This is a genomic window from Halomonas sp. NPDC076908, from assembly GCF_050269715.1.
Lineage (GTDB): Bacteria > Pseudomonadota > Gammaproteobacteria > Pseudomonadales > Halomonadaceae > Vreelandella.
Window position 1 is genome coordinate 52,041 of the sequence record NZ_JBNNIW010000014.1, and the last position, 25,507, is coordinate 77,547.

Annotated in this window: 25 protein-coding genes and 2 tRNA genes; 12 read left to right on the plus strand and 15 right to left on the minus strand. The window is 51.1% G+C overall.

Annotated features, from left to right (window positions below; translation table 11 throughout):
- Nucleotides 1-29: 29 nt before the first annotated feature.
- Both ACQKE4_RS10330 and ACQKE4_RS10335 read right to left on the minus strand, forming a co-directional pair.
- Nucleotides 30-1,328, minus strand: coding sequence for an NCS2 family permease (locus ACQKE4_RS10330; RefSeq protein ID WP_427388237.1), 1,299 nt, complete (start codon nucleotides 1,326-1,328; stop codon nucleotides 30-32).
- A gap of 225 nt (nucleotides 1,329-1,553) precedes the next feature.
- Nucleotides 1,554-2,204, minus strand: coding sequence for a riboflavin synthase subunit alpha (locus ACQKE4_RS10335; RefSeq protein ID WP_427388238.1), 651 nt, complete (start codon nucleotides 2,202-2,204; stop codon nucleotides 1,554-1,556).
- Nucleotides 2,205-2,513: 309 nt separating this feature from the next.
- Between ACQKE4_RS10335 and ACQKE4_RS10340 the strand changes: the two genes are divergently transcribed.
- From ACQKE4_RS10340 to ACQKE4_RS10355, 4 genes are all read left to right on the plus strand, one after another.
- A complete protein-coding gene (locus tag ACQKE4_RS10340; protein WP_427388239.1) occupies nucleotides 2,514-3,572 on the plus strand; it encodes a methionine ABC transporter ATP-binding protein in 1,059 nt (352 codons plus the stop codon).
- The gene (locus tag ACQKE4_RS10345; RefSeq protein WP_290834324.1) at nucleotides 3,553-4,206 is read left to right on the plus strand and encodes a methionine ABC transporter permease; all 654 of its coding nucleotides are present in this window, start codon (nucleotides 3,553-3,555) and stop codon (nucleotides 4,204-4,206) included. The genes ACQKE4_RS10340 and ACQKE4_RS10345 overlap by 20 nt, the downstream gene beginning before the upstream one ends.
- Nucleotides 4,207-4,311: 105 nt before the next feature.
- Nucleotides 4,312-5,103 carry a MetQ/NlpA family ABC transporter substrate-binding protein gene (locus tag ACQKE4_RS10350; protein ID WP_427388240.1) on the plus strand — a complete coding sequence of 264 codons (792 nt, stop codon included), beginning with the start codon at nucleotides 4,312-4,314 and terminating at the stop codon, nucleotides 5,101-5,103.
- Nucleotides 5,104-5,208: 105 nt separating this feature from the next.
- Nucleotides 5,209-5,694 (plus strand): GAF domain-containing protein, encoded by a 486-nt coding sequence (locus tag ACQKE4_RS10355; RefSeq protein ID WP_427388241.1) that lies wholly within the window; start codon nucleotides 5,209-5,211, stop codon nucleotides 5,692-5,694.
- Between the two features lie 51 nt (nucleotides 5,695-5,745).
- On the opposite strand, the gene ACQKE4_RS10360 is transcribed toward ACQKE4_RS10355, so the two are convergent.
- Nucleotides 5,746-5,822, minus strand: a tRNA-Val gene (locus ACQKE4_RS10360).
- Nucleotides 5,823-5,845: 23 nt separating this feature from the next.
- Nucleotides 5,846-5,922: transfer RNA gene (locus ACQKE4_RS10365), tRNA-Val, on the minus strand.
- Nucleotides 5,923-6,183: 261 nt separating this feature from the next.
- Here ACQKE4_RS10365 and ACQKE4_RS10370 point away from each other — a divergent pair.
- On the plus strand, nucleotides 6,184-7,254 hold the full coding sequence (locus tag ACQKE4_RS10370; protein WP_427388242.1) for an endonuclease/exonuclease/phosphatase family protein: 1,071 nt from the start codon (nucleotides 6,184-6,186) through the stop codon (nucleotides 7,252-7,254).
- Between the two features lie 37 nt (nucleotides 7,255-7,291).
- On the opposite strand, the gene ACQKE4_RS10375 is transcribed toward ACQKE4_RS10370, so the two are convergent.
- Complete coding sequence (locus tag ACQKE4_RS10375; RefSeq protein WP_427388243.1) at nucleotides 7,292-8,668, minus strand: class II fumarate hydratase; 1,377 nt, start codon at nucleotides 8,666-8,668, stop codon at nucleotides 7,292-7,294.
- Between the two features lie 279 nt (nucleotides 8,669-8,947).
- Here ACQKE4_RS10375 and ACQKE4_RS10380 point away from each other — a divergent pair, with 279 nt between their 5' ends.
- Nucleotides 8,948-9,322, plus strand: coding sequence for a phasin family protein (locus ACQKE4_RS10380; RefSeq protein ID WP_427388244.1), 375 nt, complete (start codon nucleotides 8,948-8,950; stop codon nucleotides 9,320-9,322).
- Nucleotides 9,323-9,413: 91 nt separating this feature from the next.
- Here ACQKE4_RS10380 and hda read toward each other — a convergent pair whose 3' ends face one another.
- Both hda and ACQKE4_RS10390 read right to left on the minus strand, forming a co-directional pair.
- The gene (gene hda, locus ACQKE4_RS10385; protein ID WP_427388245.1) at nucleotides 9,414-10,121 is read right to left on the minus strand and encodes a DnaA regulatory inactivator Hda; all 708 of its coding nucleotides are present in this window, start codon (nucleotides 10,119-10,121) and stop codon (nucleotides 9,414-9,416) included.
- Nucleotides 10,118-11,266, minus strand: a complete 1,149-nt coding sequence (locus ACQKE4_RS10390; RefSeq protein ID WP_427388246.1) for an AI-2E family transporter — start codon at nucleotides 11,264-11,266, stop codon at nucleotides 10,118-10,120. Before ACQKE4_RS10390 ends, hda begins: the two co-directional genes overlap by 4 nt.
- Before the next feature lie 197 nt (nucleotides 11,267-11,463).
- Here ACQKE4_RS10390 and purM point away from each other — a divergent pair, with 197 nt between their 5' ends.
- Nucleotides 11,464-12,531 (plus strand): phosphoribosylformylglycinamidine cyclo-ligase, encoded by a 1,068-nt coding sequence (purM, locus tag ACQKE4_RS10395; protein WP_427388248.1) that lies wholly within the window; start codon nucleotides 11,464-11,466, stop codon nucleotides 12,529-12,531.
- Nucleotides 12,528-13,283 carry a phosphoribosylglycinamide formyltransferase gene (gene purN / locus ACQKE4_RS10400; RefSeq protein ID WP_427388249.1) on the plus strand — a complete coding sequence of 252 codons (756 nt, stop codon included), beginning with the start codon at nucleotides 12,528-12,530 and terminating at the stop codon, nucleotides 13,281-13,283. Before purM ends, purN begins: the two co-directional genes overlap by 4 nt.
- 89 nt (nucleotides 13,284-13,372) lie before the next feature.
- Here the strand turns inward: purN and dcd are convergent, their stop codons facing one another.
- The 4 genes from dcd to cobA all read right to left on the minus strand — a co-directional run bounded on the left by dcd (nucleotide 13,373) and on the right by cobA (nucleotide 17,086).
- Nucleotides 13,373-13,939: a dCTP deaminase gene (gene dcd, locus ACQKE4_RS10405; RefSeq protein WP_427388250.1), complete on the minus strand. Its 567-nt coding sequence runs from the start codon at nucleotides 13,937-13,939 to the stop codon at nucleotides 13,373-13,375.
- Nucleotides 13,940-13,950: 11 nt separating this feature from the next.
- Nucleotides 13,951-14,751: an iron-sulfur cluster carrier protein ApbC gene (apbC, locus tag ACQKE4_RS10410; protein WP_427388251.1), complete on the minus strand. Its 801-nt coding sequence runs from the start codon at nucleotides 14,749-14,751 to the stop codon at nucleotides 13,951-13,953.
- A 176-nt stretch (nucleotides 14,752-14,927) separates the two neighbouring features.
- Nucleotides 14,928-16,064 (minus strand): kinesin, encoded by a 1,137-nt coding sequence (locus ACQKE4_RS10415; protein ID WP_427388252.1) that lies wholly within the window; start codon nucleotides 16,062-16,064, stop codon nucleotides 14,928-14,930.
- A gap of 191 nt (nucleotides 16,065-16,255) precedes the next feature.
- Nucleotides 16,256-17,086 (minus strand): uroporphyrinogen-III C-methyltransferase, encoded by an 831-nt coding sequence (gene cobA, locus ACQKE4_RS10420; protein ID WP_427388253.1) that lies wholly within the window; start codon nucleotides 17,084-17,086, stop codon nucleotides 16,256-16,258.
- 244 nt (nucleotides 17,087-17,330) lie between these two features.
- Between cobA and ACQKE4_RS10425 the strand changes: the two genes are divergently transcribed.
- The 4 genes from ACQKE4_RS10425 (at nucleotide 17,331) to ACQKE4_RS10440 (ending at nucleotide 21,412) form a co-directional block, all read left to right on the plus strand.
- Nucleotides 17,331-18,233: a GGDEF domain-containing protein gene (locus ACQKE4_RS10425; protein WP_427388254.1), complete on the plus strand. Its 903-nt coding sequence runs from the start codon at nucleotides 17,331-17,333 to the stop codon at nucleotides 18,231-18,233.
- A 29-nt stretch (nucleotides 18,234-18,262) separates the two neighbouring features.
- Nucleotides 18,263-18,601 carry a 4a-hydroxytetrahydrobiopterin dehydratase gene (locus ACQKE4_RS10430; RefSeq protein WP_427388255.1) on the plus strand — a complete coding sequence of 113 codons (339 nt, stop codon included), beginning with the start codon at nucleotides 18,263-18,265 and terminating at the stop codon, nucleotides 18,599-18,601.
- Nucleotides 18,602-19,792 carry an aromatic amino acid transaminase gene (locus tag ACQKE4_RS10435; RefSeq protein ID WP_427388256.1) on the plus strand — a complete coding sequence of 397 codons (1,191 nt, stop codon included), beginning with the start codon at nucleotides 18,602-18,604 and terminating at the stop codon, nucleotides 19,790-19,792.
- Nucleotides 19,793-19,927: 135 nt separating this feature from the next.
- The gene (locus ACQKE4_RS10440; protein ID WP_427388257.1) at nucleotides 19,928-21,412 is read left to right on the plus strand and encodes an NCS2 family permease; all 1,485 of its coding nucleotides are present in this window, start codon (nucleotides 19,928-19,930) and stop codon (nucleotides 21,410-21,412) included.
- Here ACQKE4_RS10440 and ACQKE4_RS10445 read toward each other — a convergent pair.
- The 4 genes from ACQKE4_RS10445 to ACQKE4_RS10460 form a co-directional block, all read right to left on the minus strand.
- On the minus strand, nucleotides 21,409-22,743 hold the full coding sequence (locus ACQKE4_RS10445; protein WP_427388297.1) for an MATE family efflux transporter: 1,335 nt from the start codon (nucleotides 22,741-22,743) through the stop codon (nucleotides 21,409-21,411). The two genes, ACQKE4_RS10440 and ACQKE4_RS10445, sit on opposite strands and share 4 nt — an antisense overlap.
- Nucleotides 22,744-22,837: 94 nt before the next feature.
- Nucleotides 22,838-23,422, minus strand: coding sequence for a YceI family protein (locus ACQKE4_RS10450; protein WP_427388259.1), 585 nt, complete (start codon nucleotides 23,420-23,422; stop codon nucleotides 22,838-22,840).
- 102 nt (nucleotides 23,423-23,524) lie between these two features.
- Complete coding sequence (locus tag ACQKE4_RS10455; RefSeq protein ID WP_427388260.1) at nucleotides 23,525-24,097, minus strand: cytochrome b; 573 nt, start codon at nucleotides 24,095-24,097, stop codon at nucleotides 23,525-23,527.
- Nucleotides 24,098-24,291: 194 nt separating this feature from the next.
- The gene (locus ACQKE4_RS10460; protein ID WP_427388261.1) at nucleotides 24,292-25,506 is read right to left on the minus strand and encodes an O-succinylhomoserine sulfhydrylase; all 1,215 of its coding nucleotides are present in this window, start codon (nucleotides 25,504-25,506) and stop codon (nucleotides 24,292-24,294) included.
- Nucleotide 25,507 lies beyond the last annotated feature (1 nt).

Here is a 25,507-nt window from a genome sequence, read left to right on the forward strand (position 1 = left end):
TCATTGAGTAAAAAAGTGGTAAGGGCCTATCACCCTAAGAATAGATATCTTGCCGCAAACAGCAGCGCTAAAACGATGACCGCTGGGTTCAAATCACTGAAACGACCCGAAAGCGTTTTAATTGCTACATAGCTAATAAAGCCAAGCGCGATCCCTTCGGCAATTGAGAACGTTAGCGGCATCGCTAAGGCAGCAATCAGTACTGGCGCCGCGTCAGTTGGGTCTTCCCAGTTCGCATGGGCTAAGCTGCCCGCCATCAATACGGCGACATATAGCAATGCACCCGCCGTCGCATAGGCCGGGATAGAACCCGCTAGTGGCGCAAAGAACAAACTAATAAGGAACATGCCAGCGACCACCACCGCAGTTAAGCCAGTACGCCCACCGGATGCGATACCTGCAGTTGATTCAATATAGCTAGTCGTGGTGGAGGTGCCCAATGCTGCACCCGCCATAGAAGCGGTACTATCGGCCATCATAGCGCGACCAATACGCGGCAACTTGCCGTCTTTATCCAGCAGCTTACCCCGATGAGCCACACCCACCAGCGTGCCGGACGTGTCGAACAGATCAACAAATAGAAAGGCGAAAATCACACTGAGCATGGCAATATCAAGCGCGCCCATCAAATCCATCGCCATAAAGGTAGGCGCAATCGACGGTGGCATCGACATAAGACCGCCGTACTCATTATGCCCAAGCACCATGGCAATAACGGTAACGCCCAAAATACCGATCATCACCGCACCGGTGACTTTAAGATAAGCCAATGCCGTAATCACAAAGAAACCCAGCAGTGCGTAGATAGCTGGCGGCTGGGAAAGATCGCCTAAAGAAACGTAAGTTGCAGGGTTAGCAACGACAATGCCAGCGTTTTTCAGCGCAATCATCGCCAGGAAAAGGCCGATACCAGCAGCAATGCCTAAACGTAGCGACATCGGAATAGAGTTAATGATCCATTCACGGATTTTGAAAAGGCTTAATGCAAAGAACGTTAGGCCGGAGAAGAAGACCGCGCCCAACGCTGCTTCCCAGGTATACCCCATCCCCAGTACAACGCCGTAGGTAAAAAAGGCGTTAAGTCCCATGCCAGGCGCCTGAGCAATCGGATAATTGGCCCACAAACCCATTATTAAACAGCCAATCGCTGCTGCTAAGCAGGTCGCCACAAATACGGCACCGTAATCCATGCCCGCTTCAGAAAGAATGCTAGGGTTAACAAAAATGATGTAGGCCATCGTCAGGAATGTGGTAACCCCGGCGATAACTTCTGTTTTGATGTTGGTATGGTGCTCGGTGAGCTTGAAATAGTTATCCAGAAGTTTCATGAAGCTTATTATCCTTCGCGCTAATGCCGCATTCGCAGGCGATCTGGTACCGAGAAAAGCCGCACATATTACCGAAAGCCTCACTGTGATGCGAGCGCCTCAGCATGACGACTAATGAAAGCAGGAATAGCCCCGCAGCTTAATGCCAAGCAATCTTTGGGCCATGACCTAACCGATCGGTCAATCAATAAGCAAAAAGAGTCCACTATTGGCGTTATCGGGTCTCTATTTGCTGGGGCCCTGTTGGCTATCCCCTCTTTGCTGGGACAGTACACGCTCTACCGTTTCAACGATCACCTGGGTCTGAGGATCAATTTCGATATTAACGAAATCTCCAGGCGCCCGGTCTTGAAGAGTAGTTCGGCAGAGCGTTTCTGGAATCAAATTGACGCTAAATTCAATGTTGCCGCTTTCTGCTTGGCGCACATCGCCAATCGTCAAACTAATCCCGTCTACACCAATATAGCCTTTTTCGAACACAAACCTGCCTAGCCTTTCCGGTAACGTAAACCACAGCCGACGGTTATTGGGCGCCTCTTCAATTGAGGCCACCTCAGCCATAGCAATAATATGGCCTGACATGGAATGCCCGCCGATCTCATCACCAAAACGCGCCGCGCGCTCTATATTGACGCATTGCCCAGGCTTTATTGCACCAAGATTGGTCAAGCGTAGCGTTTCACGCATTAAATCAAAACTAACATAATCGCCATCAATTGCTGTCACTGTTAAGCAAACGCCGTTATGCGCTACCGATGCACCCAGTTCAAGTCCGACTCGCATTGAAGGCGGCAGCTCCACTACATGCACGCGAAACGCTTCTAACTCGCGCACTGCTACGACTTTAGCCACACCTTGCACAATGCCGGTAAACATATCGCCCTTCCCCTTAAAATCGAAATATTGACTAAACTCTACCCGGCAAGCTTACTACTGGAGCCTCAAAATTGTGCAGTGTCTTGGTAATATTTGACATGCATACCGCCTATCTTTAGACTTTCGCCGCAATTGAAGTGACGCCGATTTGTACCCATATTGCGGGCGTCCACTGGACCACTGGTCTGGTGAAGTGCAGCTAAAAGGGTGTGTCCAGCGTTGATGACCACCCATAAGGGTGGCTTTTTTTATCCCCCCTTCGCCTGCTGCCCCGCACTCCGTCTTCGGCCTACCGTTAAGGCAGACGCTATGATTGAACTTAGCAACGTCAGTAAAACCTATTTCAGTAATAACAAGGGTAGCGGCACTAATGCCGTCTATGCGCTTAAAAATGCAAATCTCACGGTTCCGAAAGGCACGATTCACGGCGTCATTGGGCTTTCAGGCGCCGGTAAATCCACGCTAATTCGCTGCGTTAATTTGCTTGAGCGCCCGACCAGCGGCAGCGTTATTGTCGATGGCGAAGAGATGACGCGCTTAAGCAACGCGGCACTCAACCGGGCGCGCCATCGGATAGGCATGATCTTTCAGCACTTCAACCTGCTGACTACCCGCAGCGTATTCGACAACGTTGCACTGCCCCTTGAGTTAATGGGGCAAAAACGCAACGTCATCCGCGAGCGTGTCATTCCGCTGTTGGAAATGGTTGGCCTGGCAGATAAAGCTAACCAATACCCCGCCCAGTTATCCGGCGGTCAAAAGCAGCGGGTGGCGATTGCCCGCGCGCTGGCAAGCAAACCCCAGGTACTGCTGTGTGACGAAGCGACCTCGGCGCTGGATCCGCAGACCACCAGCTCAATTTTAGAGCTGCTGAGAGACATTAACCATCAACTGGGTATTACCATCTTATTGATCACCCATGAGATGGAGGTAGTTAAATCTATTTGCCACCGGGTCAGCCTAATCTCTGATGGTGAGCTTGTGGAAGATTCGGAAGTGGGCGACTTCTTTACCGCTCCCCGCACTCAGTTGGGGCGTGAATTCCTCAACGACTTCCTGCAGTTAACACCCCCCAAGGAGCTGATTGAAAGGCTCTCCGACACACCGGGTGTCGATACGCATCCCGTGGTGCGGCTAACGTTCTCGGGTGATGCTGTCTCAACACCGCTCATTTCACGCCTTGCCCGTGAGTGCAGTGTCGATGTCAGCATTCTTCAAGCCAAGGTAGAGTCCATTCAGGATCGCACACTAGGACTAATGATCGCTGAACTACTGGGGACGCCCGATCAAACACAGCAAGCCATGACCTATCTTGAAGCGCATCAATTACAGGTGGAGGTACTCGGCCATGTCCAGCGCAATGTTTGATCTTATTTTACAAGCCACGCTGGATACTCTTTATATGGTGGCGGTTTCCGGGGTTATTTCCACGCTAGTCGGTCTCCCGCTGGGGGTGCTGCTCTATGTTACCCGTCCGCGCCAAATTCTAGCGAAGCCAGTGCTTAATCAAGCACTTAGCATTATCACCAATATTGGCCGCTCGATACCTTTTATTATTTTGATGGTAGCCATCATTCCATTCACCCGCATGCTGGTGGGCACATCGATTGGTATTAATGCAGCGTCAGTGCCTCTCACCATCGCCGCTATCCCTTTTGTTGCTAGGTTGGTTGAAGGTGCACTTAACGAGCTCTCGCCTGGGTTAATTGAAGCCGCTCAAGCCATGGGCGCCACCCCATGGCAAATCATTTGCAAAGTACTTATTCCAGAAGCGCGCGGTGGCATCATGACGGGGTTAACCATTACCGTGGTCACGCTAGTTAGCTACTCTGCCATGGCAGGAGCCGTCGGCGGAGGTGGCTTGGGCGACTTAGGAATTCGCTACGGTTACAACCGTTTCAACCCAACCATTATGCTGATTACCGTCGTAATTCTGGTGGTTATGGTTCAAGGGTTTCAGAGTTTGGGCGACTATCTGGTTCGCAAAAGTGACCGTAAATAGCGACTTTTGGTGCTATCAATCAGATATAACCAAAACGCATTAGATTTATGTTTTTTATTACCGTATTATTGACTTATTTACGAACAGCGCCACTGGAGAGCATCCATGCAAAAATTGATTATCGGTAGCCTAACGGCCCTTGCCCTAGCGATTAACGTTGCCAACGCCGAAACACGCAGCATTAAAATGGGCACCGTCGCAGGTCCTGAAACGGAAGTGATGGAAGTTGCCGCTCGGATTGCTAAAGAAGAGTTCGACCTGGATGTCGAAATCATCGAATTTACTGACTACGTCACCCCCAATGCCGCTTTGGCAGATGGCAGCCTAGATGCCAATGCCTACCAGCATGAGCCCTACCTGCAGTCGATGGTAAATGACCGTGGCTATGACTTGGCTATTGCGGGCTATACCTTCGTGTATCCGATCGGCGCCTACTCTGAAAAATATGACAGTATCGACGACCTGCCGGACGGAGCCCAAATCGCGCTGCCCAACGACCCTTCCAATGAAGGTCGCGCGCTGATTTTGATGCACAACGAAGGCCTGATTACGCTGAATGATCCGACATTCCTTGAAGCAACGCCAATTGATATTGCCGAAAACCCACGCAACTTCCGCTTCCGCGAAATCGAAGCTGCCCAGTTGCCCCGTGTTCTTCCCGATGTCGATATGGCGTTTATTAACAATACCTTCGCCCAGCCAGCCGGCTTAAGCCTGGACGACGCCTTGATCAAAGAAGGCCCCGAGTCGCCCTACGTCAACCTGATCGCCGTTCGTGGCGGCGATGAAGATCGTGAAGAGATTCGCCAACTGATTGACGCTTATCAGCGTGATGAAGTTATTGAAAAAGCGGAAGAACTATTTAAAGGCGCAGCAGTACCGGGCTGGATTGAGTAACACTTAGTTAGCCGTAACGCTGCTGAGTAAAATCGTTGTTATAAACCGATCAGGCCGGCGCTCATAAAAGCGCCGGCCTGTTGCGCTGTATAGATAAGGAAGTATATGCAAGCTACCGTCGACTACTCGCTACTTAACCGTCAGCTCGAAGCACTGCTCGATACCCGCGACTGGCTCACCAATAGCGCTCAGACCTGTGCCTTTATTCAACAGCAGCTTAGCGACCTTAACTGGGTGGGCTTTTATTTGCAGCACCAGCCCAATCTTCTGGGCTTAGGCCCCTTCCAAGGCCTACCCGCCTGCCACCCTATCCCCTTTAGCAAAGGCGTCTGTGGTGCCGCTGCTCGTGAACAAAAGACCCAGCGAGTGGATGATGTACACGCGGTCGCTGACCACATTGCTTGCGACGCCAACTCACGTTCAGAATTAGTGGTTCCTATTGTTATTAACAGCCACCTCTGGGGCGTGCTCGACTTAGATAGCCCTCTTTTCGCGCGTTTCACTGAACAGGATCAAATCGGCATTGAAGCCTTGGTCGCAACGTTTATACGTCAGACCGACTTACCCAACCTGACGAGCAGTGCCATTTAACACACAAACAAAAACACCCCATGCCAAGGCATGGGGTGTTTTCAATACAGCTGGTAGGACCAGGCGGATTTGAACCGCCGACCTCCACGATGTCAACGTGGCGCTCTAACCAACTGAGCTATGGTCCTGAAAATTGGTGCTGCCGAGTGAATGGTAGGACCAGGCGGATTTGAACCGCCGACCTCCACGATGTCAACGTGGCGCTCTAACCAACTGAGCTATGGTCCTATCTAGGCGCTATTTACTAAGAGCTATCTAATTAGGCTCTATTGCGCAGAATATTAAGCGCCCGCATGCCAAGCAACGGATGCGAATTTTACCCACTTGCCACTGAATTGCAAGCTATTTCCTTCCGTCATCAATATCTCGCTATACGGCCAAACATCAAAATTTATCAGACCAATGGACACTCATCTCACTATGGAACTAGTCTTAGCGCTCGATATTATGGATAACATAAATTAATTATATAAATTAAGGGGGCAAACCGTGCTTGGTCCTTTGCTAGGAAGCATAGCCATCGCGTTACTATTAGGCACCATTGTGGCACGCATTGAAGTGCACTGGTGGTGGATTCGGTGCTTTGAATTTCCCCGCCTGCAAATCGCTTCCCTGGCATTAGTTACCGCTATATTGACGGTATTTTTTGTTGATGATAGCCAATGGTATTGGGTAGCACTCATTGCATCTGGCACTACGCTAATCATCCAGGCCAATTACATTTTACCCTGGACGCGAATTTGGCCTGTACAAGTGATGGCCGCTGAATCCCCCGAAGCCGAACGCACAGTGACGCTGCTCATCGCCAACGTACTAATGCCAAACCACCGGACTGAAAGGCTAATCGAGATGATTAAGCACCATCAGCCTGACATTGTACTGACCCTTGAATCGGATCAGTGGTGGCAAGACCAGCTAGATCCAGTTCTCGCAGAAAACTGGCCACACAGCGTTAAAGTTCCGCTCGATAATCTATACGGAATGCACCTTTATTCACGCCTTGCTCTCGAGAACACTTCCATCGAGTGGCTAATTCAAGATGATATTCCTTCTATTCACACAAACATCACACTCGACAACGGCGAGCGCATTCGCCTATACGCAGTACACCCGCGCCCGCCCGCGCCAAGTGAAAGCGAGAAATCGCTTTGGCGCGACGCTGAACTACTGCTGATAGGTAAAAAAATCCATGAAGATCCCAAGCCTACGCTGGTGGCTGGAGACCTGAATGATGTGGCATGGTCGCGCACAACACGGCTTTTTTGTCGCGTGGGAGGCATGCTAGATCCACGCCGCGGACGCGGCATGTTCAGTACCTTCCATGCCAAATACCCCTTGTTGCGCTGGCCTTTAGATCACATCTTTGTGACAGAGCATTTCACGCTCGTTAGCATGCAGCGCTTAGGTGCGTTTGGCTCAGATCATTTTCCTATCTTAGCAACGCTCTGTTATCGCCCCTCGCGCAAAGACGAAAATAAAGCGCCTGAAGCAAGTGCCGAGGAGCGCCAAGAAGCCAGTGAAACGATCCAAGAAGGCAAAACCGAAAAGCAAGAGACCTGAGTCACAACATTTTCATGCAGGCTAACTCACCACCTGCTTACTCAGGGATTCCACCCTGAGTGAGCGCCTTCGGATCAAGTAACCGCTCTAAGGTTTTTCTATCAAGGTCAGTCTTCTCTTCTGCCACGTCAATGATGGGTCGTCCCGCCTGATAAGCTTCTTTAGCAATGGCGGCAGCGGCGTTATAACCAATTTCCCCGTTTAAAGCGGTGACCAAAATCGGGTTACGCGCCAGCGGGCCCATCACATTATCTTCACGCACTTTGAACGTGGCGATGGCACGGTCAGCAAGTAGGCGAGCGGTATTACTCATTAAGCTAATGGATGTCAGCAAATTGGAAGCCACCAGCGGTAACATGACATTTAACTGGAAATTACCACTTTGCCCCGCCACGGTAATGGCGGCATCCAAGCCGATCACTTGGGCGGCTGCCTGAGCGGCTGACTCCGGAATCACCGGATTCACCTTACCCGGCATAATTGAACTTCCGGGCTGCAACGCCTCAAGCTCAATTTCACCCAACCCGGCTAATGGCCCGGAGTTCATCCAGCGCAGATCGTTGGCAATTTTCATAATCACGCAGGCCAACCCTTTCAACTGCCCAGACAGCTCCACGGCCGCATCTTGTGAAGAGAGGCTAGCGAAAAAACTGTCGTTAGGCGTAAACAGTAACCCGGTTTGCTCGCTCAGTTCCTGGGCGACTTGCTCAGCAAACCCGACTGGCGCATTGATACCGGTTCCCACCGCTGTACCACCCTGGGCTATGCGGCAAAGCCTTTGCATGGCGCTATCAAAACGCTCTATCGCCTGCCCTACTTGGCTCGACCATGCCCCAAGCTCTTGATCCATACGTAAGGGCATGGCATCCATTAAGTGAGTGCGGCCGGTTTTCACAATGTGGCTTAATTCACCAGCACGCTGGTCAATGGTATCGCGTAGATGTAGTAGCGCTGGCCGCAGCGACGCATGTACCGCAATGGCTGCGGAAAGATGGATAGCTGTCGGAATAACATCATTACTCGACTGGCCCATATTCACATGATCGTTGGGGGTTACCTCAACACCCTCACGACTGGCCAGTGTTGCGAGCACCTCATTGACGTTCATATTGGTAGAAGTACCCGACCCGGTTTGAAACACATCAATGGGAAACTGCTGATCGTGCTTGCCGGTTAACACCTCGCGAGCAGCCTTCTGAATTGCTTCGGCGCGGTCATCATCAAGCCCACCTAATGTTTGGTTGGCGCGTGCTGCCGCAAGCTTAATTCGGGCAACTGCGTGAATAAAGGCGGTCGGCATAGGCGAATGCGAGACCGGAAAGTTGTTAATCGCCCGCTGCGTCTGAGCGCCATAAAGCGCATCGGCGGGCACTTCCAGTTCGCCCATGCTGTCGCGTTCCATACGTGTTGCCATTGCTCGTCCTCCTTTGATTAAAATAATTCCCGCCGTTAACTCTGAGCCATTAACCTGTAGATCGTTCGCTTAGTTATTAATCATCTGAATTACAACCTATTAAGATCAAATGTTGCGCTGCACAAAAACACTTGCTATGCTGCACTGCAAGATAGATTGAAAAATAAGCCAATCAGCAGCGCCAACCTCTGGACAACTGCTCTCGGCAACTAATTTTGGCAATACTGGTTTTGAATATACAGCTCAAACAGTCTTGCTATCACCCTGGAGGGTATAAATATGCGTACTGTAAATACTAACGAAATGACTCAACAGTTTGACAACCTGTTTATGGCACCAATGCGCGCCTATATGACTTTAAGTGTCGATTACACTGAGAAAATGATCAACGCCCAAATGGACGCAAGCAAGGCCTACGTTGATACCGGCATTGCTCAAATGCGCCAAATGATGGACGTAAAAGATGCAGAAGGCCTGCGCAGCTACATGGAAGGCCAGCAAAAAGTAGTTAAAGAATTAGCTGAGCGCGCTAAAGGAGATGCCGACAAGGTCGTTTCTTTACAGCAGGACTTTATTCAGAAAAGCCAGAAAATTACTGAAGACAATGTCAAGCAAGCACAAACGGCTGCTAGCAAGATGAGCAAAACCGCTTAAGTCACTCCTTTTTGGAGGTTCCTTAACGGAGCAGCGTGCTTCGTATGATGAAAACGCCCTCGTCGGCTTTATGCTGACGAGGGCGTTTTTGTTACCAGCCGAGCGCCGACTTCACAAACGGGATTGTGAGCTTGCGCTTGGCAGATAATGACGCTTTATCGAGTGTTTCAATGGCGCGGCATAACTCACCTAATTCGCGCGGGCCACGGTGCAGAATATAGCGTCCTACGTCATCAGGAAGCTGCATTCCTCTTACGCTGGCACGCAGCTTTAAGGCAGCCAAGCGCTCATTATCATCCTCTAACGGGTGAACATGAAACGTAACTCCCCATGTTAAACGCGATGCCAAGTCGGGCAAAACGACATTTAACTGCCGGGGAGATGCGCTGGCGACAATGATCAGCTTTTTACCAGCGTCACGCAGGCGATTGAAAGCATGAAACAGTGCCTCTTCCCAGCGCTTACGTCCGATCACGCACTCTAAATCATCAATGGCAACGAGGTCCAAACGCTCGATATCTTCAAGCATCAAGGGAGGAAAGTGGCCTAGATCATTTAATGGCAGGTAAAGCGCGCGTTTATCAGCATCTGACGCCGCATGGCACGCTGCCTGGAGCAGGTGACTACGCCCCACGCCTGGCGCTCCCCATAAGTAGAGAAACTGCTCTCCCTCAGCCGCTAGCTGCTGTGACACATGCTCAACCAGCGGCGCGTTTGTACGCGCCACATAATAGTTATCAAAGGTTGCATCGTCGCGCAATCCTACCCCTAAGGGAAGCTGTGCCGGCGGACGGCTCATAGGGACTCCCTGTGGTCTGGACGACTAGCGGCTTCATGATTAGGCGTATGGCGCCCCAATTCAATATGATGGGAAGAACTCTCTTCCAGAATCGTCGTATGTTTATCGTTATATAGCTCACTGTCTTGATAACGGATTTTTACTTCTTTCAGCAACACTAAAATTACTGCTGCAATGGGTAATGCCAATAGTACCCCCGTTAATCCAAACAGACTCCCCCCCGCCAACACGGCGAAAATAACCGCAACCGGATGTAACCCGATTTTATCGCCAAGCAGTTTGGGCTGCAGCACCGCGCTTTCGATGATTTGGCCAACGCTGAAAACAGCGATGACGCCGGCCACGCCTAGCCAGCTTCCATACTGGAACAGTGCTACCACAACCGCAATGACCAGCCCAACGATAAAGCCTAAGAATGGAACGATGCTGACCAACCCGGAGATAAACCCTATTAAAAGGCCAAAGTTAACACCCATCAGCGTTAATCCAGTCGCGTAAATAACGCCTAAACACAGCATCACTAGCAGCTGACCACGTAAGAAAGCCGATAATACTTCATCGCATCGGCGCGCCAGCCTAAAGGTATCATCAGCAAACTGACGTGGAATGAGATCAGCAATACTGGCAAGCAACCGGTTCCAATCCAGGAGTAAATAAAAGGTAACCACGGGGATTAACGCCACATAAGTTACCCAAGTGGCAAAGGCCATTCCTGAGCGCCCAATCTGGCCTAATGCTTGGGCTAAATAGCCACTCGCATCGCGCCAGTTTTCCGCCAACATCTCTTGCACATTATCTAACTCAGTTGCTAGATCATAACCTGTCCACTCTTGCACCTGAGGTGCCAATACATTTTCTACCCAATCAAATACACCTGGTACAGCCTCACCCAATTGCTTTAGCTGCTGGACAACAAGCGGTATTAAAATCAGCAAACTTGCTGCCAAAGCGACAAGCAACACTAAAAAGACGCTGCTCACCGCCAATGGCCTGTTCATTCCCCAGCGCTGAAAACGGTTAGCCAAAGGATCGGCTAAATAAGCGAGAATCATCCCAGCAATAAAAGGCATCAGCACTGCATCTAACAAAACAATCAAGCCACCGACCACCACTAACAGCAGGATACCCCACCAAGAATTACGCATACATCCCTCTCAATCCCGGTTTTAATCCGAGCACTAACTATGCCGGATATGAGCGAAAGTCGCTCGTTTAGCGTTGCATAATGTGTGACAGCGGTGCGAGCTGGGCCGCTGAGTGTTACAATCCGCTGCAGTTATCGCCCAGCACTGGCTATGTCGCCAGCACTACCAGCACCGCTATTTGCTTCACAGGATCTGTCATGACCGAGACCTCCTCTTCTTCGGCTACTCCTTCCCTCAGCTATAAGGACGCAGGCGTCGATATTGATGCCGGTAACGCCTTGGTTGACCGCATCAAACATGTCGCCAAACGAACCTCTCGCCCAGAAGTAATGGGCGGGCTGGGTGGTTTTGGTGCGCTTTGCGAAATTCCAGCAGGCTATCGGCAACCCGTGCTTGTCTCGGGCACAGATGGCGTCGGCACTAAGCTGCGTCTGGCAATGGATCTTGGCAAACACGATACGATTGGTATCGATTTAGTCGCCATGTGTGTTAACGATTTGATCGTTGCCGGCGCCGAGCCGCTGCTATTTCTTGACTACTATGCCACGGGTAAGCTTGATGTGGATATTGCTGCTGACGTTGTCACCGGTATTGGTGCCGGTTGTGAGTTAGCAGGATGCGCGTTGGTAGGTGGGGAAACCGCCGAAATGCCTGGCATGTATGAAGGCAGCGACTATGACCTGGCTGGATTTTGCGTGGGTGTCGTTGAAAAATCAGACATTTTAGATGGCAGCAAAGTAGCCGAAGGTGATGTAATTCTTGGCTTGGCTTCATCGGGTCCGCACTCCAACGGCTACTCGCTGATTCGTAAAATCCTCGAGGTCAGTAACGCCTCGCTGGACGCTGACATCGCAGGCACCAGCCTCGCTGATGCACTTATGGCACCCACCCGGATCTATGTTAAATCGCTGCTCTCTTTAATGCGCGGTAGCGATATTTCTGTACATGCCTTATCGCATATTACTGGTGGTGGTCTGCTGGAAAATATTCCTCGCGTGCTGCCCGACGACCTCGCTGCCCATATTGATATCAACAGCTGGCAGCGTCCGGCGGTGTTTGATTGGCTGCAAGCCAAGGGCAACGTCAATGAAACCGAAATGCATCGTGTGCTTAACTGCGGCATCGGCATGGTTGTCGTAGTATCGGCGCATCAAGCGGAGCAAGCTATCGCTCACCTGGAAACTGAAGGTGAGTCCGTTTATCGCCTGGGTCAGATTGTTAAGCGTCAAGAGGAAGCCGTTATTCTGGAGAACCTCTCGGCATGACCAATACGGACTACCAAAGCGATACTATCCGTGACGTAACGCCAGAGCCCCTTGGTGCACGCCGCATTGTGGTACTTATTTCGGGTAGTGGCAGCAATCTACAGGCACTTATTGATGCCCAGTCTCATGATCGTTTGGGCGGTGGTGAAATTGTCGCGGTGATTTCCAATGTTGCTGACGCTTACGGCTTAAAGCGCGCTCATGAAGCAGGCATTGAAGCGGTCGCGCTACCCCACCGTGAATATGATAGCCGCGAAGCCTATGATGGCGCGTTAATTAAAGTCATTGAGCGCCACGAGCCAGATCTCATTGTACTGGCCGGCTTTATGCGCATCTTGACGCCCCGTTTTGTGCAACGGTTTTTGGGCCGCATGTTGAATATCCACCCTTCGCTTCTGCCGGATTACCAAGGCCTCAACACTCATGCGCGGGCGTTGGCGGATGCTGTTGCCAGCCATGGCTGTAGCGTGCATTTTGTCACTGAAGAGCTAGACGGTGGTCCAGTAGTGCTGCAAGCAGAACTGCAGGTCAGCGCTGATGATACGGTCGAGACGCTACAAGAGAAGGTTCATGCCCGTGAGCATTTGATCTACCCCATTGCTGTGCAGTGGTTCCTGGAAGGCAGGCTTCAGTTCAGTGCAGAAGGCGCTAAAATGGATGGTCACTTGCTGCCAGCACACGGCATGCGACTTTCCCACGCCGACGCTGCTGAAGAACTTGATGAGGAGTTAGACGAAGAGCCTCAGGATTAACTGGCGCATTTAACCAACAGCGTAGTGACTAAAAAGCGCCTTACGATTAATAAACCGTAAGGCGCTTTTTCATAGCGCGATGGTGAACATCAGGTGCGTGGCAGCGTAACGCCGCGCTGCCCCATATATTTCCCGCCCCGATCTTTATACGAGGTTTCACACACTTCATCGGACTCTAAAAACAGCATTTGAGCCACGCCCTCATGGGCGTAAATTTTCGCGGGCAGATTGGTGGTATTAGAAAACTCAAGGGTCACATGGCCTTCCCACTCAGGTTCTAACGGCGTTACATTAACAATAATGCCACAGCGCGCGTAGGTAGATTTTCCTAAGCAAATGGTGAGTACGTTGCGAGGAATACGGAAGTACTCAACTGTGCGCGCCAGGGCAAATGAATTCGGCGGAATAACGCACACATCGCCTTTAATATCGACGAAGCTTTTTGCATCAAACGCTTTCGGATCAACAATCGCCGAGTGGATATTGGTGAATACCTTAAACTCATCCGCACAACGCACGTCATAGCCATAACTTGAAGTGCCATAGGAAATAACGCGCTGGTCGTTTACATAGCGCACCTGTTCGGCTTCAAATGGCTCAATCATCGCATCGCTTTTTGCCATACGACGAATCCAATTATCAGATTTGATACTCATGTGTTACTTCATCACTCGCTAAAAGAAATAGTGGGGCCATTGGCTTGGCTGGCATTAACCGCTTCAGCTACTTTTTGGGCAATCGCAGCAAAGGTCTGACTCACCGAACCTTCAGGCTCAGATATCACACTCGGGCGCCCAGAATCTGTCAGCTCGCGAATAGAGAGCGTCAATGGCAACCGACCTAGTACTTGAGTATCGTACTCTTGTGCGATGCTGTCGCCACCGCCAGTGCCAAAAATAGCCGCTTCGTGGCCACAGTTTTCACAATGATAAAGGCTCATATTCTCAACCACGCCCAGCACTGGAACATTAACCTTACGGAACATTTCGATGCCTTTACGGGCATCCAGCAGCGCAATATCCTGGGGCGTTGTGACAATGACAGCCCCTGCCACTGGCACTTTCTGCGCCAGCGTCAGTTGGATATCGCCGGTGCCCGGCGGCATATCGATCAGCAGAAAATCCAGATTGTCCCATTGGGTTTGTGTCAGCATCTGCTGAAACGCCCCCACAACCATTGGCCCGCGCCATACCATCGGCTCGCGAGTATTGACCATAAACGCCATCGACATCGCTTGAAGGCCATGGGCTTCCAACGGCAGAAACTTATCATTGGCCGCCGCTTGAGGGCGAACGCCCTCTTTCACACCTAACATTTGGGCTTGGCTAGGCCCATAAATATCTGCATCAAGCACACCCACGCGGTACCCTTGCGCCGACAAGGCTAACGCCAAGTTCACGGTAACCGTGGATTTCCCCACGCCTCCTTTACCCGATGCCACTGCAATAATATGTTTAACTCCATCCATTCAATGGCACTCCTAGCGTTGTTAGGCTCTGCGCATTAAAGCAGGCTCTGAAATTCACGTTGAGTGAATGATACTCCTCGGGGCCTCAATCATAAACCAGCAACAAGAAAGCGGATGCCGGTTGCCCGACACCCGCTCTCATTTTGTTGTGTTAACGACTCACTGCGTGTTAATGATTAACCAGCATTTTGCTCTGCTTCGTCACTTCCACCGTCGCTGTCGTTGGCACTCTCATCATCAGATGAACTCTCTTCATTTGATGAATTACCAGTCTCTTCACTTACCGACTGCTCAGTCTCGGCCATACGTCTATCTAAGTTTGAAAGTTCGTCGCGCCATTCGCTGAGTTGAGTCTCCAAGCGCTCAAGCTGATTTTCTCGCTCTTCAATATCGCTCTCAACACTAGCCACTTCTTCACGGCCCATATCCAAAGCAACCATCAAGTCGTCCATCTCACTGCGCACTTGGCTGAGGCTCTGCTCTTCTTCTTCACGAAGTTCAGTCAACGAATCAATCTCATTTTGCAATTCATCGCGCTCACTAGCCAACGAATCACGCTCACTTTGAATAGTGGCAAGCTCTTCTTGGGCGCTAGCGACTTCCTCTTCCAGACCACTGATCTGTTCATTAGCTTGGCTGATCTGCTCTTCCAACTCAGCCAACGCATCTTCAGCAGTGCTTAATTCTTCTACAGCCTGTTGACGCTGCTCTTCTGCTTGCTGGCGCGCAGACTCCGCTTCCTGACGAGCAGTATCGGCGCTCTCACGCGCTTCTTCTACCTGCTGCAGGGTACTTTCAGCTTCATCGCGGGTTGAGACTATCTCGTCGCGCTCTTCGCGCAACGTGCTCATTTCACCTTCAGCACCTTCTAACTGCTCAGTTAAGGTGGTGATTTCTGACTGTAGTGCATCGCGCTCGGACTCAAGCTCCTCAAGACGCGATTGAACCTCACTGGCTTCGCCCTGAGCGCTTTCTAACGACACCCGTGCTGCCTCTTGCTGCTCTTCAAGCGATGCCATTTCTTCCTGAAGTGCCGCCAAATTGGTTTCAGCCTCCTCAATTTCCGCAATGCGTTGGCTTAACTGACTATTACGCTGCTCGGCACTGGCAAGCTGCTCCTCTAGGTTTTCGACGCGATCCTGACGGGTGCCCGCGTTCGATTGCGCCATGATTGCCCAAACAACTGCAATCGCGGCGATACCCGCAATGGCCTTTACCCGATTATCTTGAAAAAGGGTTTTCATATCCGATTTTTTAGCTGGCTCTGGCTTTTTGGCGGGCGGCTGGTGATCGGTATGGTTGGTTTCCGTCATTATGCTTTCCTCTGTGGTCTAGGCTAACACTTGTTCAAGATAATGATAATTAGTAGCATTATTAATGCGCTAGCAATGGCTGATTTCCCTTTCAGCATACACAGCTCACTGGATCTAGCCAGTCTGTTAATGAAAACGTGTATAAATGTTGCTGAAGCGTTACTGAAAAACGGCTCAATAAAATTAAAAAATTAATCTCGCTTGGCTACCAACGGGTGTTTACCAGGGTCAAAGCCTGAGGCTTGTCCGTTTAATGTGTCAAACCAGGCTAACGTGGAGTGCAGCGAAACGACGCTACCTACCACTAGTAGCGTAGGCGGTTTAATCTCACCCGCCAAGAAAGCATCTGGCAACCGTGAGAGCGTACCAATATGCGTTTGCTGCTGGCGCGTCGTGCCTTGCTCGATTAATGCTAGTGGTGTCTCAGCAAGCAGTCCATTGGCAATAAGTGCGCGACTAATCACTTCGACACTGCCAAGCCCCATGTAAAACACCAGCGTCTGTCCCGGGCGCGCTAAGGCATCCCAATCCAACTCACACTCACCCTGTTGCAAATGGCCGGTAACAAACCTCACCGACTGGGCATGATCGCGATGGGTCAAGGGAATGCCTGCGTATGCAGCACACCCTGAGGCAGCCGTGATTCCTGGTATTACTTCCACACTAATCTGCGCCGCTACTAAAGCTTCAAGTTCCTCCCCACCGCGCCCAAATATAAAGGGATCACCGCCCTTAAGCCGCACCACGCGCTTACCCTGCTTTGCCCAGGTAACCAGCGCTTGATTGATGCCCTCTTGGGGCACACTGTGTCGCGAAGATGCTTTACCCACATAAAATCGCTCAGCCGGATCAGAAATAAGCTCAAGAATCTCACTGCTTACCAAGCGATCATAAAGCACTACCTCAGCGGCCTGCAGCCGCTTGTAAGCTTTTAATGTCAGTAACTCCGGGTCTCCCGGCCCTGCACCTACTAAACTAACGAAACCTTGCGGCTGAATGGTTTGTTCTTGTCTTGCCTCCAACACATCACCTCAAAGAATAAAAAATCTATTTAATATATTAAAAAGTAATTAATCATATCATTTATTTTTTCTCCTGCATGGCCAGCATCTTGAAAGGACACTTAATATTCCAAATGCAAATAAATATATTCCAAAAAAATATTAATAATATTCATTTTATCCGCAATGGCTTACATCCTGTTTACGTAATTAGCGCTAATCTTCACGATTGAATTTTAATTGGCATATGCTTGGAGATTCACGCATGCCCGTGAATGAGATTACAGCCCCTCAAAATGTCTGTGCTGATCAGCTCATTGCCGCTATTCCTGGGGTCATTTTTCAGTTTCACCGTTCACATAATGGCCATATGTACTTTCCCTATTTGGAAGGAGGTGGCGTAGCCCTTAAACATGTTGACCGGGATATATTGGCGCAAAATGCGGGGGGCCTCGTTGAGCAGTTGACGGGAAGCGATCATCCTAAAATCATGTCTGCCATTGAGCGCTCTGCTCGCTGGATGCTGCCATTGACAACCCGTTTTCGACTGCCTTTTCCCAAAGCCAATCCCCACTGGATTGCGGTCAGTGCACGACCAGAACCCGTTACTGACGGTGTGCGATGGAACGGCATAATGATGGACATTAGCGATCAGGTAACTGAAGAGCAACGACTTCGTAAATTGTGCGATACAGACCCTTTGACCGAGCTGCCCAATCGACGCAAGCTGATGGTGCATCTCACTCAATTAGCCTCAACCAGTACGCGTCACGGTACGCCCTTATCTATTATGATGGTGGATATTGATCACTTTAAGCGCTTAAACGATCGCTGGGGTCACTTGCATGGCGACGATGTTCTCAAACAGCTTGCAGATAAAACACAGTCGTTATTGCGCTGTGAAGACATGGTCGCCCGCTTAGGGGGCGAAGAGTTTATGGTAGTGCTGCCACTCACACCGCTGCAGCAATGCCATACGCTTGCCAACCGATTACGCCAAGCGATAAGCATGCACGACTTCGGCATGGGCGCGGGCCATGTAACGCTAAGCATTGGCGTCGCCGAGTACCGCTGTGGTGAACCCCTCACCAGTTTAATCGAACGGGCTGATCAGGCGCTTTATAGTGCCAAAGATATTGGTCGCAACTGTGTCTGTATCATGCGCTAGAACGTAAACCTACGGGTGGGAGATAAATCATGGCAACGCTTGCCGAACAAACTTGCCAGCCCTGTAAGAGAAATGCGTCAAGGTTAAGCCCAGATGAGGCTAAAACACTGCTAAAAGACGTCTGCGAGTGGCAGATTGTCGAGCACGATGGCATCATGAAGCTGTCGCGAAGCTTTACCTTTCGTGACTTTTCCAGCGCATTGGCATTTACCCAGCGCGTTGGCAATATCGCAGAGCAGGCTGGCCATCACCCCGTTATTGTGACTGAGTGGGGTAAAGCTACCGTCACATGGTGGACTCATGCCATAAAGGGCCTGCATCTTAATGACTTCATTCTTGCCGCCAGAACCAACGAGGTAGCCGACTAAATGTTTGAGCATATTGAGCGAGTCCCAGGAGACGCCATTCTCGGGCTGATCGAAGCTTTCAAAAAAGACACCAATCCACAAAAGGTCGATTTAGGTGTTGGTGTTTACCGCGATACTCAAGGCAATACGCCGGTAATGCGCGCCGTTAAGGAAGCAGAAGCTCGCCTGCTCAAGAATGAAACCACCAAAACGTATATCGGCTCTCACGGTGCTCCAAGCTATGGTGAAGTGGTACTTCCCATGGTATTTGGCACTGAATCATCCGTACTAAAAGCCCACCGTGCCAGTGCCACGCAGTCACCTGGTGGAACTGGTGCCCTGCGGTTGGCCGCTGATTTTGTTGCTTCACAGCTACCGGGCAAGGGCATTTGGGTAAGCGATCCAACGTGGCCAAACCATCACGGTATTTTTACCGCTGCCGGTATTGAGTTACACAAGTACCCTTACGTTGACCCTGACAATCGCCTAGATTTTGATGGCATGCGGGCAGCACTAAAAAATATTCCTGAGGGCGATGTGGTGGTACTGCACGCCTGCTGCCACAACCCAACCGGCTTTGATCTTTCACATGATCAGTGGCAAGAAGTATTAGAGATTGTCCGTGAGCGCAAGCTACTGCCCTTGATCGACTTCGCTTACCAAGGCTTCGGTGAAGGTTTGGATGAAGACGCCTATGGCGTTCGTTTGATGGCTGAAAGCCTCGACGAAGTTATCATTACCAGCTCCTGCTCTAAAAACTTCGGTATCTACTGTGAACGCACCGGCTGTTTGATTATGGTGGCAAAGGATAGAGAGCAAATGGAAAACGTTCGCTCTCAAGTCGCGATCGTTGCTCGGGAGAATTACTCCAACCCACCGGCACACGGTGGCGCAATTGTAAGCGAGATCCTGCACGACGCCGAGCTAACCGCGTTATGGCGTGAAGAACTCACCGAAATGCGCGACCGCATCAACACCTTACGTCGTGATTTCGTTGAGGCATTGAAGCCCTATGGTTTGGACCAGAAGTATGCCTGCGTTGCTGAGCAGCGCGGTATGTTCTCCTATACAGGCCTCACACCCACTCAGGTTGATCGCCTGCGCGATGAGTTTGGCATTTACATGGTGCGCTCTGGGCGTGCCAACGTAGCAGGATTCTCCCAAGAGAACCTTCCTTACCTTGCCAAAGCGATTGCCGCCGTTAACGACTGATAAACGCATAAGCGCACGACTAACGCCCAGGCCTGCCTGGGCGTTTTTGTGTGTTGAGCGCTTGACCGATCAGTCAACTATTCGGCACACTCAGCTCTGCCTTGTATACAACACACCATAATCAAGAGGCCTATCATGGCGGCTGCCAGCACTCACTACCCCTGGTACAAAAAAGAAGATACCGACGCGTTTTTCGCACTGTTTCAGAACAATATTGCCAACTTTGTGATTATCGCGATTACCATGCTGGGCATGGGTTTTCCCTCATCCATTGTTTATGGGCAGGTGTTGCCAGGTGCCGCAGTCGCCGTGATGGTGGGCAACTTCTATTATGCCTGGAGTGCGGCAAGACTCGCGAGGAAAGAGAATCGTGCTGACGTAACAGCGCTCTCTTACGGCATTTCCACACCGGTGATGTTCGTATTTCTATTCGGTGTACTGCTACCCGCAAAACAACTTACCGGGGATGCCGAACTGGCCTGGAAGGTGGCCGTTGCGGCCTGCTTTATCAGCGGGGCGATTGAAGCGCTAATTAGCGTTATTGGACGTTGGGTGCAGCATCACCTCCCCCGCGCCGCTATGCTTGGCGCTGTTGCCGGTGTGGCGCTTACCTTCATTGCCGGTGAAATGCTGTTTAAAACGTTGGAAATGCCGATTATCGGCCTATTGGTCTTGGCGATCATTATTGTTGGCTTAGTAGCAAGAGTCAGCATGCCGTTTAAACTGCCCACCTCGCTATTCGCCATTATCGTAGGTACTGCGATGGCCTATTTAATTGGCGACGCTGGTACCGAACGCTTTAGCGATGCGTTTACCCACTTGGGCTTTTATCCGCTACTGCCGAATCTCGCCTGGTTTGAAGGTTTAGGGCTACTACTGACCAGCATGCTTGCAGTGCTGACGGTAGTGCTACCCATCACACTTTATAACGCCATTGAAACGATGAACAATGTCGAGGCAATGGAAGCCGCTGGCGACAAATATGATGTGCGAGAGTGTCAAGCGGTAGACGGCGCAGGCACCATGATCGGCGCGCTATTTGGCGGTGTTTTCCCTACTACTGTTTATATAGCCACCGTGGGCGCGAAATGGATGGGCGCGGGGCGAGGATATAGCCTGCTTAACGGCGCCGTGTATGCAATCGCTACCATGTTCGGCTTAATTGCCGCCCTGGCAGCGATTATTCCCGTATCCGTCGTGGCGCCCATTTTAGTCTTTGTGGGCATGTCGATGATTGCTACCGCGTTCCAGGCCAACGACACCCGTTACTACCCCGCGGTCGCTTTGGCCATGCTGCCCTACTTCGCCAACTACGTGATGACGCGCTTCAATCGTGGCGCCGGCGACGTAGTCACCGATATCTCCAGCGCCATTGTCGTGATGGGCCAAGGCGCGATGTTTATGGCGATTCTACTCGGCGCTATGACAGTCTCGGTAATTGATCACCAATTCAGACGCGCTGCCGTTTTCGCCGCGATTGCCGCTGGCTTCTCGTTTGTCGGCCTGATGCACGCTCCAGAGCTTTCATTCAACGCTGCCCCGGAGTTCGTCATGGGTTATCTAGGCATGGCGCTGCTGTTTATGTATTTCTCTTTCCAGGAAGCGGCACGTAAACGTTAATTGACGAATCCCGCCTGCCGATGCGGGCGGGATAAAATACGCTTCATCACTTGCCAAGCCATCAAGCCTGCCAATAGGTTACCTACTGCCGCACCGGCAGCCAACCCCCACCAACCGAAGAACTGCGAGCCCAGCCATAGGCAGGGTAAGTAGCAAATAAACAGCCGTGCGCTTGATAACAGCATAGCGCGGAGTGGCCAGCCCAAAGCATTGCCCGCGGAAACCACCAACATACACACCCCAAGCGCTGCGTAGCTTGGCAGTAGAAAACGAATCAGTAAGGTTAGCTCACTTTGCACATCGGGGTTACCGGCTAACGCCATGGCGAGCCACGGTGCCCCCAGCGCCAACAGCGCGCCAAGGCTTAACTGCCACACTAGCGCCACTTTAATCGCCAAACGCATAAGCTGCTGTATCTGGCCCCAGTCACCGGCGCCATAACAACGCCCCAGCCACGGCGGCAGCGACATCGTCATGGCTAAAATAACCATTAACGAGAGCGTTTCTAAACGGCTTGCCAAGCCCCAGGCCGCCACTTGAGTGTCACCAAGCCCTGCTACTACAGAGATAGCCAGCATAGCCGCCAAAGGAGGCATAAGCTGGCTCACCATCGCTGGTGCCGCGATCCCCGTAAAGGGCCGCCAGGAACGCTGTGCCTCTTGCCAAAGGTCATGCTGGGTTGCCCACTGGCGGCGTAATAATTTGCGGCTAGTCACCAGCAAACCAACCGAGAAAGCGATAGCGGTTGCCCATGCAGCCCCTGGTAAGCCCCCCCCTTCCCAAGGCCCTACACCAAAAATCAGCAATGGATCTAATACCAGGTTAATAATGCTGCTGAGTACCATCATCTTGCCCGGTAAACGGGTATCACCATGGGCGCGGAATACACTATACATAAAATAGAGCAGCGCCCCGAGCCAAGCGGAGAACAGCTGTGGCCCCCAGTAAACACGAATATAGGAAAGCGTCGTTTCATCGGCTCCCAATAGTCGAAAAATAGGCACATGAAATAGCCATAAAGCGACCGCTAATAGCCCGATCACCCCACCGCCAGCCATCAGCACTAAGCTATTCAATCGCTTGGCCCGCGCCTCTTCCCCAGCGCCTAATGCGCGAGAAATTAGCGCGGCAATGGCTATCCCCATCCCGACCTGAATACCGATGATTAAAAACGATAGCGGGAAAGTAAATGACTGCGCCGCCAACGGCGCGGTACCCAAACGAGCAATAAATGCGCTATCAACAAGTTGAAAACCCAATAGTGCCAATACACCGATGGCCATTGGCCAGGTTTGGCGCCATAGGGTTATCGCCAACTCGCGCTGCTGCATAACAATTGCCAACTAAGCTCTCCTTTTTATCCGGCCATAACGCAAAAACGCCACCACCCCTAATGGGATGATGGCGCTTGATCAAACATACCGTTTACTGACGAATACCTTCAAACGTCACATACAGCTCAAGCTCATGCATGGCTTCCGGGAAGTCACTCATATCAATGCCGTAATCGCTCAGCGTTAAGGTAGTGCTACCTTCAAAGCCAGCGCGGTAGTTGCCCCAGGGGTCATCGCCTTCACCCATCAACTTAACCGGCATTTCAATTTCTTGGGTTTCGCCGTGCAGAGTCAAGTCGCCCGTGATCACGCCTTCGTCATCGCCAGTGGACTCAAAACCCGTCGAGGTAAACGTGGCCGTTGGGTACTCGCTGGCATTTAGGAAGTCGTCGCTCAAAATATGACGATCACGTTCAGCATGATTACTGTTCAGGCTGCTTACCTGAACTTCAAGCTCAACGGATGAAGCATCAAGGTCTTCAGGGTCGTAAGAGAACTGACCATCAAACTCTTCGAAGCTACCCAGAATGTAAGAGTAACCCAAGTGATTAATTTTGAATTGAATAAACGCGTGCTGACCTTCGATATCAATCTGATAATCATCCGCCTGCGCCTGGCTCAAGGGTACTAGTGCTACCGCGGCGATAGCAGATGCAAATGCTGTCTTCTTGAACATATTAAATCGCTCCTTGCTTTACTTAATTGGCACTACGAGTAGGCAATGATCACCCTCGCAGTGTATTGAAAATGTGCAAATCAATTCTTTGTAGTGAAGCGGCTACCGTACCACTTTATGATCGCTACGCTTGCTGAGCACAGGATTCAACATACGCACTAACGTTTTATGACCATCTAACCAATGGTGCTTAATCGCGGCAAGCGCATGCCCTGCGGCTAAGATCATCAATGCCAAAGCGGTGTACCAATGAATATCACCTGCCAAACTGGCCTGATTGGGTAACCCATGCAGCAGTGCAGGCACTTCAAACCAACCAAACACACTGATACCTCGCCCATTAGCGGTAGAGATCAAATAGCCACTAATCATTACCACCAATACAAGCACATAGAGTCCAATATGACCCAGGTGAGCTGCGATAGTTTCTAATCGGCTACCCTCAGCTTTCGGTGTCGGCTGAACGAGACGCCATATCAAACGCGCCAACGTGGCAAACAGCAGTAATAGTCCAATTGAGCGATGTATCCAGGGGCCTTGATTATACCAGGGGTCATAATAGCCTAGCCCGGTCATCCACCACCCCAGTGCGAACAGACCAATAATGGTCAGCGCGCTGAGCCAGTGAAATAGTATGCTGACCAATCCCCATCCACTGCGACTATTGCGCCACATCACTGTCTTCCTTATCCGACCATCCTTATCCATCGCTATCTATTAGCGAAACGTTGATAGCCAAAATCATATCGCGTAATGGCAATGGTAACCGCTGAAAAAAGCAGAATGCACCATTCGTAAAAACCACTGCTTGTAACATGCTTATAAAAAAACCGGCCAACGACGTGGCCGGTTTTACTAAGCAAGTCGTGCTAACGCGCTACTAATCCATCAAGTCCGCGGGCTAAATCACGCTGAATATCTTTCTGGCTCTCTAACCCTACCGCAACACGGATTAACCCGGGGGCTATACCAGCAGCGGCCTTTTGATCATCAGAGAGTCGACCATGAGTCGTGGTCGCAGGGTGGGTAATGGTGGTTTTAACATCGCCAAGATTACCGGTAATCGATAGCATACGGGTCGCGTCAATCACTTGCCACGCCGCCTCTTGCCCACCCTTCACTTCAAATCCCAGTACCGCACCAAAGCCTTTTTGCTGGCGTTTCGCCAAGGCGTGCTGAGGATGGCTCTCCAGACCACTGTAATAGACCTGGGCAACGGCCGGGTGCGCATGCAGCCAACGCGCCAGCGTCAGGGCATTTTCGCAGTGCGCCTTCATACGCAGCGACAGGGTTTCTAAACCCTTGGTAAAAATCCACGCGTTGAAGGGGCTTAGACAAGGGCCGCAGGTACGCACCACGCCAAACACTTCTTCAAGTAGCGTGTGGCTACCGACGACCGCCCCACCAATAGCACGGCCCTGGCCATCTAAATACTTGGTCGCCGAGTGAATGACCAAATCAGCGCCCAGTGCCAGCGGCTGCTGAAGCGCAGGGGTAAGAAAGCAGTTATCAATCGCCAATAGTGCGTCATGGCGTTTTGCTAACGCTGCTAGCGCTGGGATATCGGCAATTTCAGACAGCGGATTTGACGGCGTTTCAGCAAACAGTAAGCGCGTTTTTGGCGTGATCGCCGCTTCCCAGGCAGACACATTGGAAAGCTCGACATAGCGCGTAGTAATACCAAATTTGCCTAGGTACTTGTCGAATAGGCTAACCGTGGAGCCGAACAGCGAACGAGAGGCCACAATTTCATCACCCGCCGAAAGCAGCGCTAGCGCAGTCGATAAAATAGCCGACATTCCCGAGCTGGTCGCGACACAACGCTCGCCCCCTTCAAGCGCCGCCAAGCGTCGCTCAAAGGTATGTACCGTAGGATTGGTAAAGCGTGAGTAGACATTGCCAGGCTCTTGCCCACCGAATTTACGCGCCGCTTCAGCGGCGCTTTCGTAGACAAAGCTTGAGGTAGGAAAAATAGGCTCAGAGTGCTCCTGCTCGAAAGTACGCTGATGCCCTGCACGAATCGCCAGTGTCTCTAATGACCACTCATCCTGGTACTTGTCTTCCTGGTGCTTGTCATCATGCATA

Excerpts from the sequence above, each read along its gene's own strand:
- ACQKE4_RS10375 (WP_427388243.1), bottom strand. The coding sequence starts at position 8,668 with ATGGCAACACGTATGGAACGCGACAGCATGGGCGAACTGGAAGTGCCC.
- ACQKE4_RS10380 (WP_427388244.1), top strand. The coding sequence starts at position 8,948 with ATGCGTACTGTAAATACTAACGAAATGACTCAACAGTTTGACAACCTG.
- ACQKE4_RS10330 (WP_427388237.1), bottom strand. The coding sequence starts at position 1,328 with ATGAAACTTCTGGATAACTATTTCAAGCTCACCGAGCACCATACCAAC.
- ACQKE4_RS10450 (WP_427388259.1), bottom strand. The coding sequence starts at position 23,422 with ATGTTCAAGAAGACAGCATTTGCATCTGCTATCGCCGCGGTAGCACTA.
- ACQKE4_RS10390 (WP_427388246.1), bottom strand. The coding sequence starts at position 11,266 with ATGCGTAATTCTTGGTGGGGTATCCTGCTGTTAGTGGTGGTCGGTGGC.
- ACQKE4_RS10445 (WP_427388297.1), bottom strand. The coding sequence starts at position 22,743 with ATGCAGCAGCGCGAGTTGGCGATAACCCTATGGCGCCAAACCTGGCCA.
- ACQKE4_RS10355 (WP_427388241.1), top strand. The coding sequence starts at position 5,209 with ATGCAAGCTACCGTCGACTACTCGCTACTTAACCGTCAGCTCGAAGCA.
- ACQKE4_RS10415 (WP_427388252.1), bottom strand. The coding sequence starts at position 16,064 with ATGACGGAAACCAACCATACCGATCACCAGCCGCCCGCCAAAAAGCCA.
- dcd (WP_427388250.1), bottom strand. The coding sequence starts at position 13,939 with ATGAGTATCAAATCTGATAATTGGATTCGTCGTATGGCAAAAAGCGAT.
- purM (WP_427388248.1), top strand. The coding sequence starts at position 11,464 with ATGACCGAGACCTCCTCTTCTTCGGCTACTCCTTCCCTCAGCTATAAG.
- ACQKE4_RS10425 (WP_427388254.1), top strand. The coding sequence starts at position 17,331 with ATGCCCGTGAATGAGATTACAGCCCCTCAAAATGTCTGTGCTGATCAG.
- hda (WP_427388245.1), bottom strand. The coding sequence starts at position 10,121 with ATGAGCCGTCCGCCGGCACAGCTTCCCTTAGGGGTAGGATTGCGCGAC.
- ACQKE4_RS10460 (WP_427388261.1), bottom strand. The coding sequence starts at position 25,506 with ATGCATGATGACAAGCACCAGGAAGACAAGTACCAGGATGAGTGGTCA.
- ACQKE4_RS10435 (WP_427388256.1), top strand. The coding sequence starts at position 18,602 with ATGTTTGAGCATATTGAGCGAGTCCCAGGAGACGCCATTCTCGGGCTG.
- purN (WP_427388249.1), top strand. The coding sequence starts at position 12,528 with ATGACCAATACGGACTACCAAAGCGATACTATCCGTGACGTAACGCCA.
- ACQKE4_RS10350 (WP_427388240.1), top strand. The coding sequence starts at position 4,312 with ATGCAAAAATTGATTATCGGTAGCCTAACGGCCCTTGCCCTAGCGATT.
- ACQKE4_RS10430 (WP_427388255.1), top strand. The coding sequence starts at position 18,263 with ATGGCAACGCTTGCCGAACAAACTTGCCAGCCCTGTAAGAGAAATGCG.
- ACQKE4_RS10340 (WP_427388239.1), top strand. The coding sequence starts at position 2,514 with ATGATTGAACTTAGCAACGTCAGTAAAACCTATTTCAGTAATAACAAG.
- apbC (WP_427388251.1), bottom strand. The coding sequence starts at position 14,751 with ATGGATGGAGTTAAACATATTATTGCAGTGGCATCGGGTAAAGGAGGC.
- ACQKE4_RS10440 (WP_427388257.1), top strand. The coding sequence starts at position 19,928 with ATGGCGGCTGCCAGCACTCACTACCCCTGGTACAAAAAAGAAGATACC.
- ACQKE4_RS10345 (WP_290834324.1), top strand. The coding sequence starts at position 3,553 with ATGTCCAGCGCAATGTTTGATCTTATTTTACAAGCCACGCTGGATACT.
- ACQKE4_RS10455 (WP_427388260.1), bottom strand. The coding sequence starts at position 24,097 with ATGTGGCGCAATAGTCGCAGTGGATGGGGATTGGTCAGCATACTATTT.
- ACQKE4_RS10335 (WP_427388238.1), bottom strand. The coding sequence starts at position 2,204 with ATGTTTACCGGCATTGTGCAAGGTGTGGCTAAAGTCGTAGCAGTGCGC.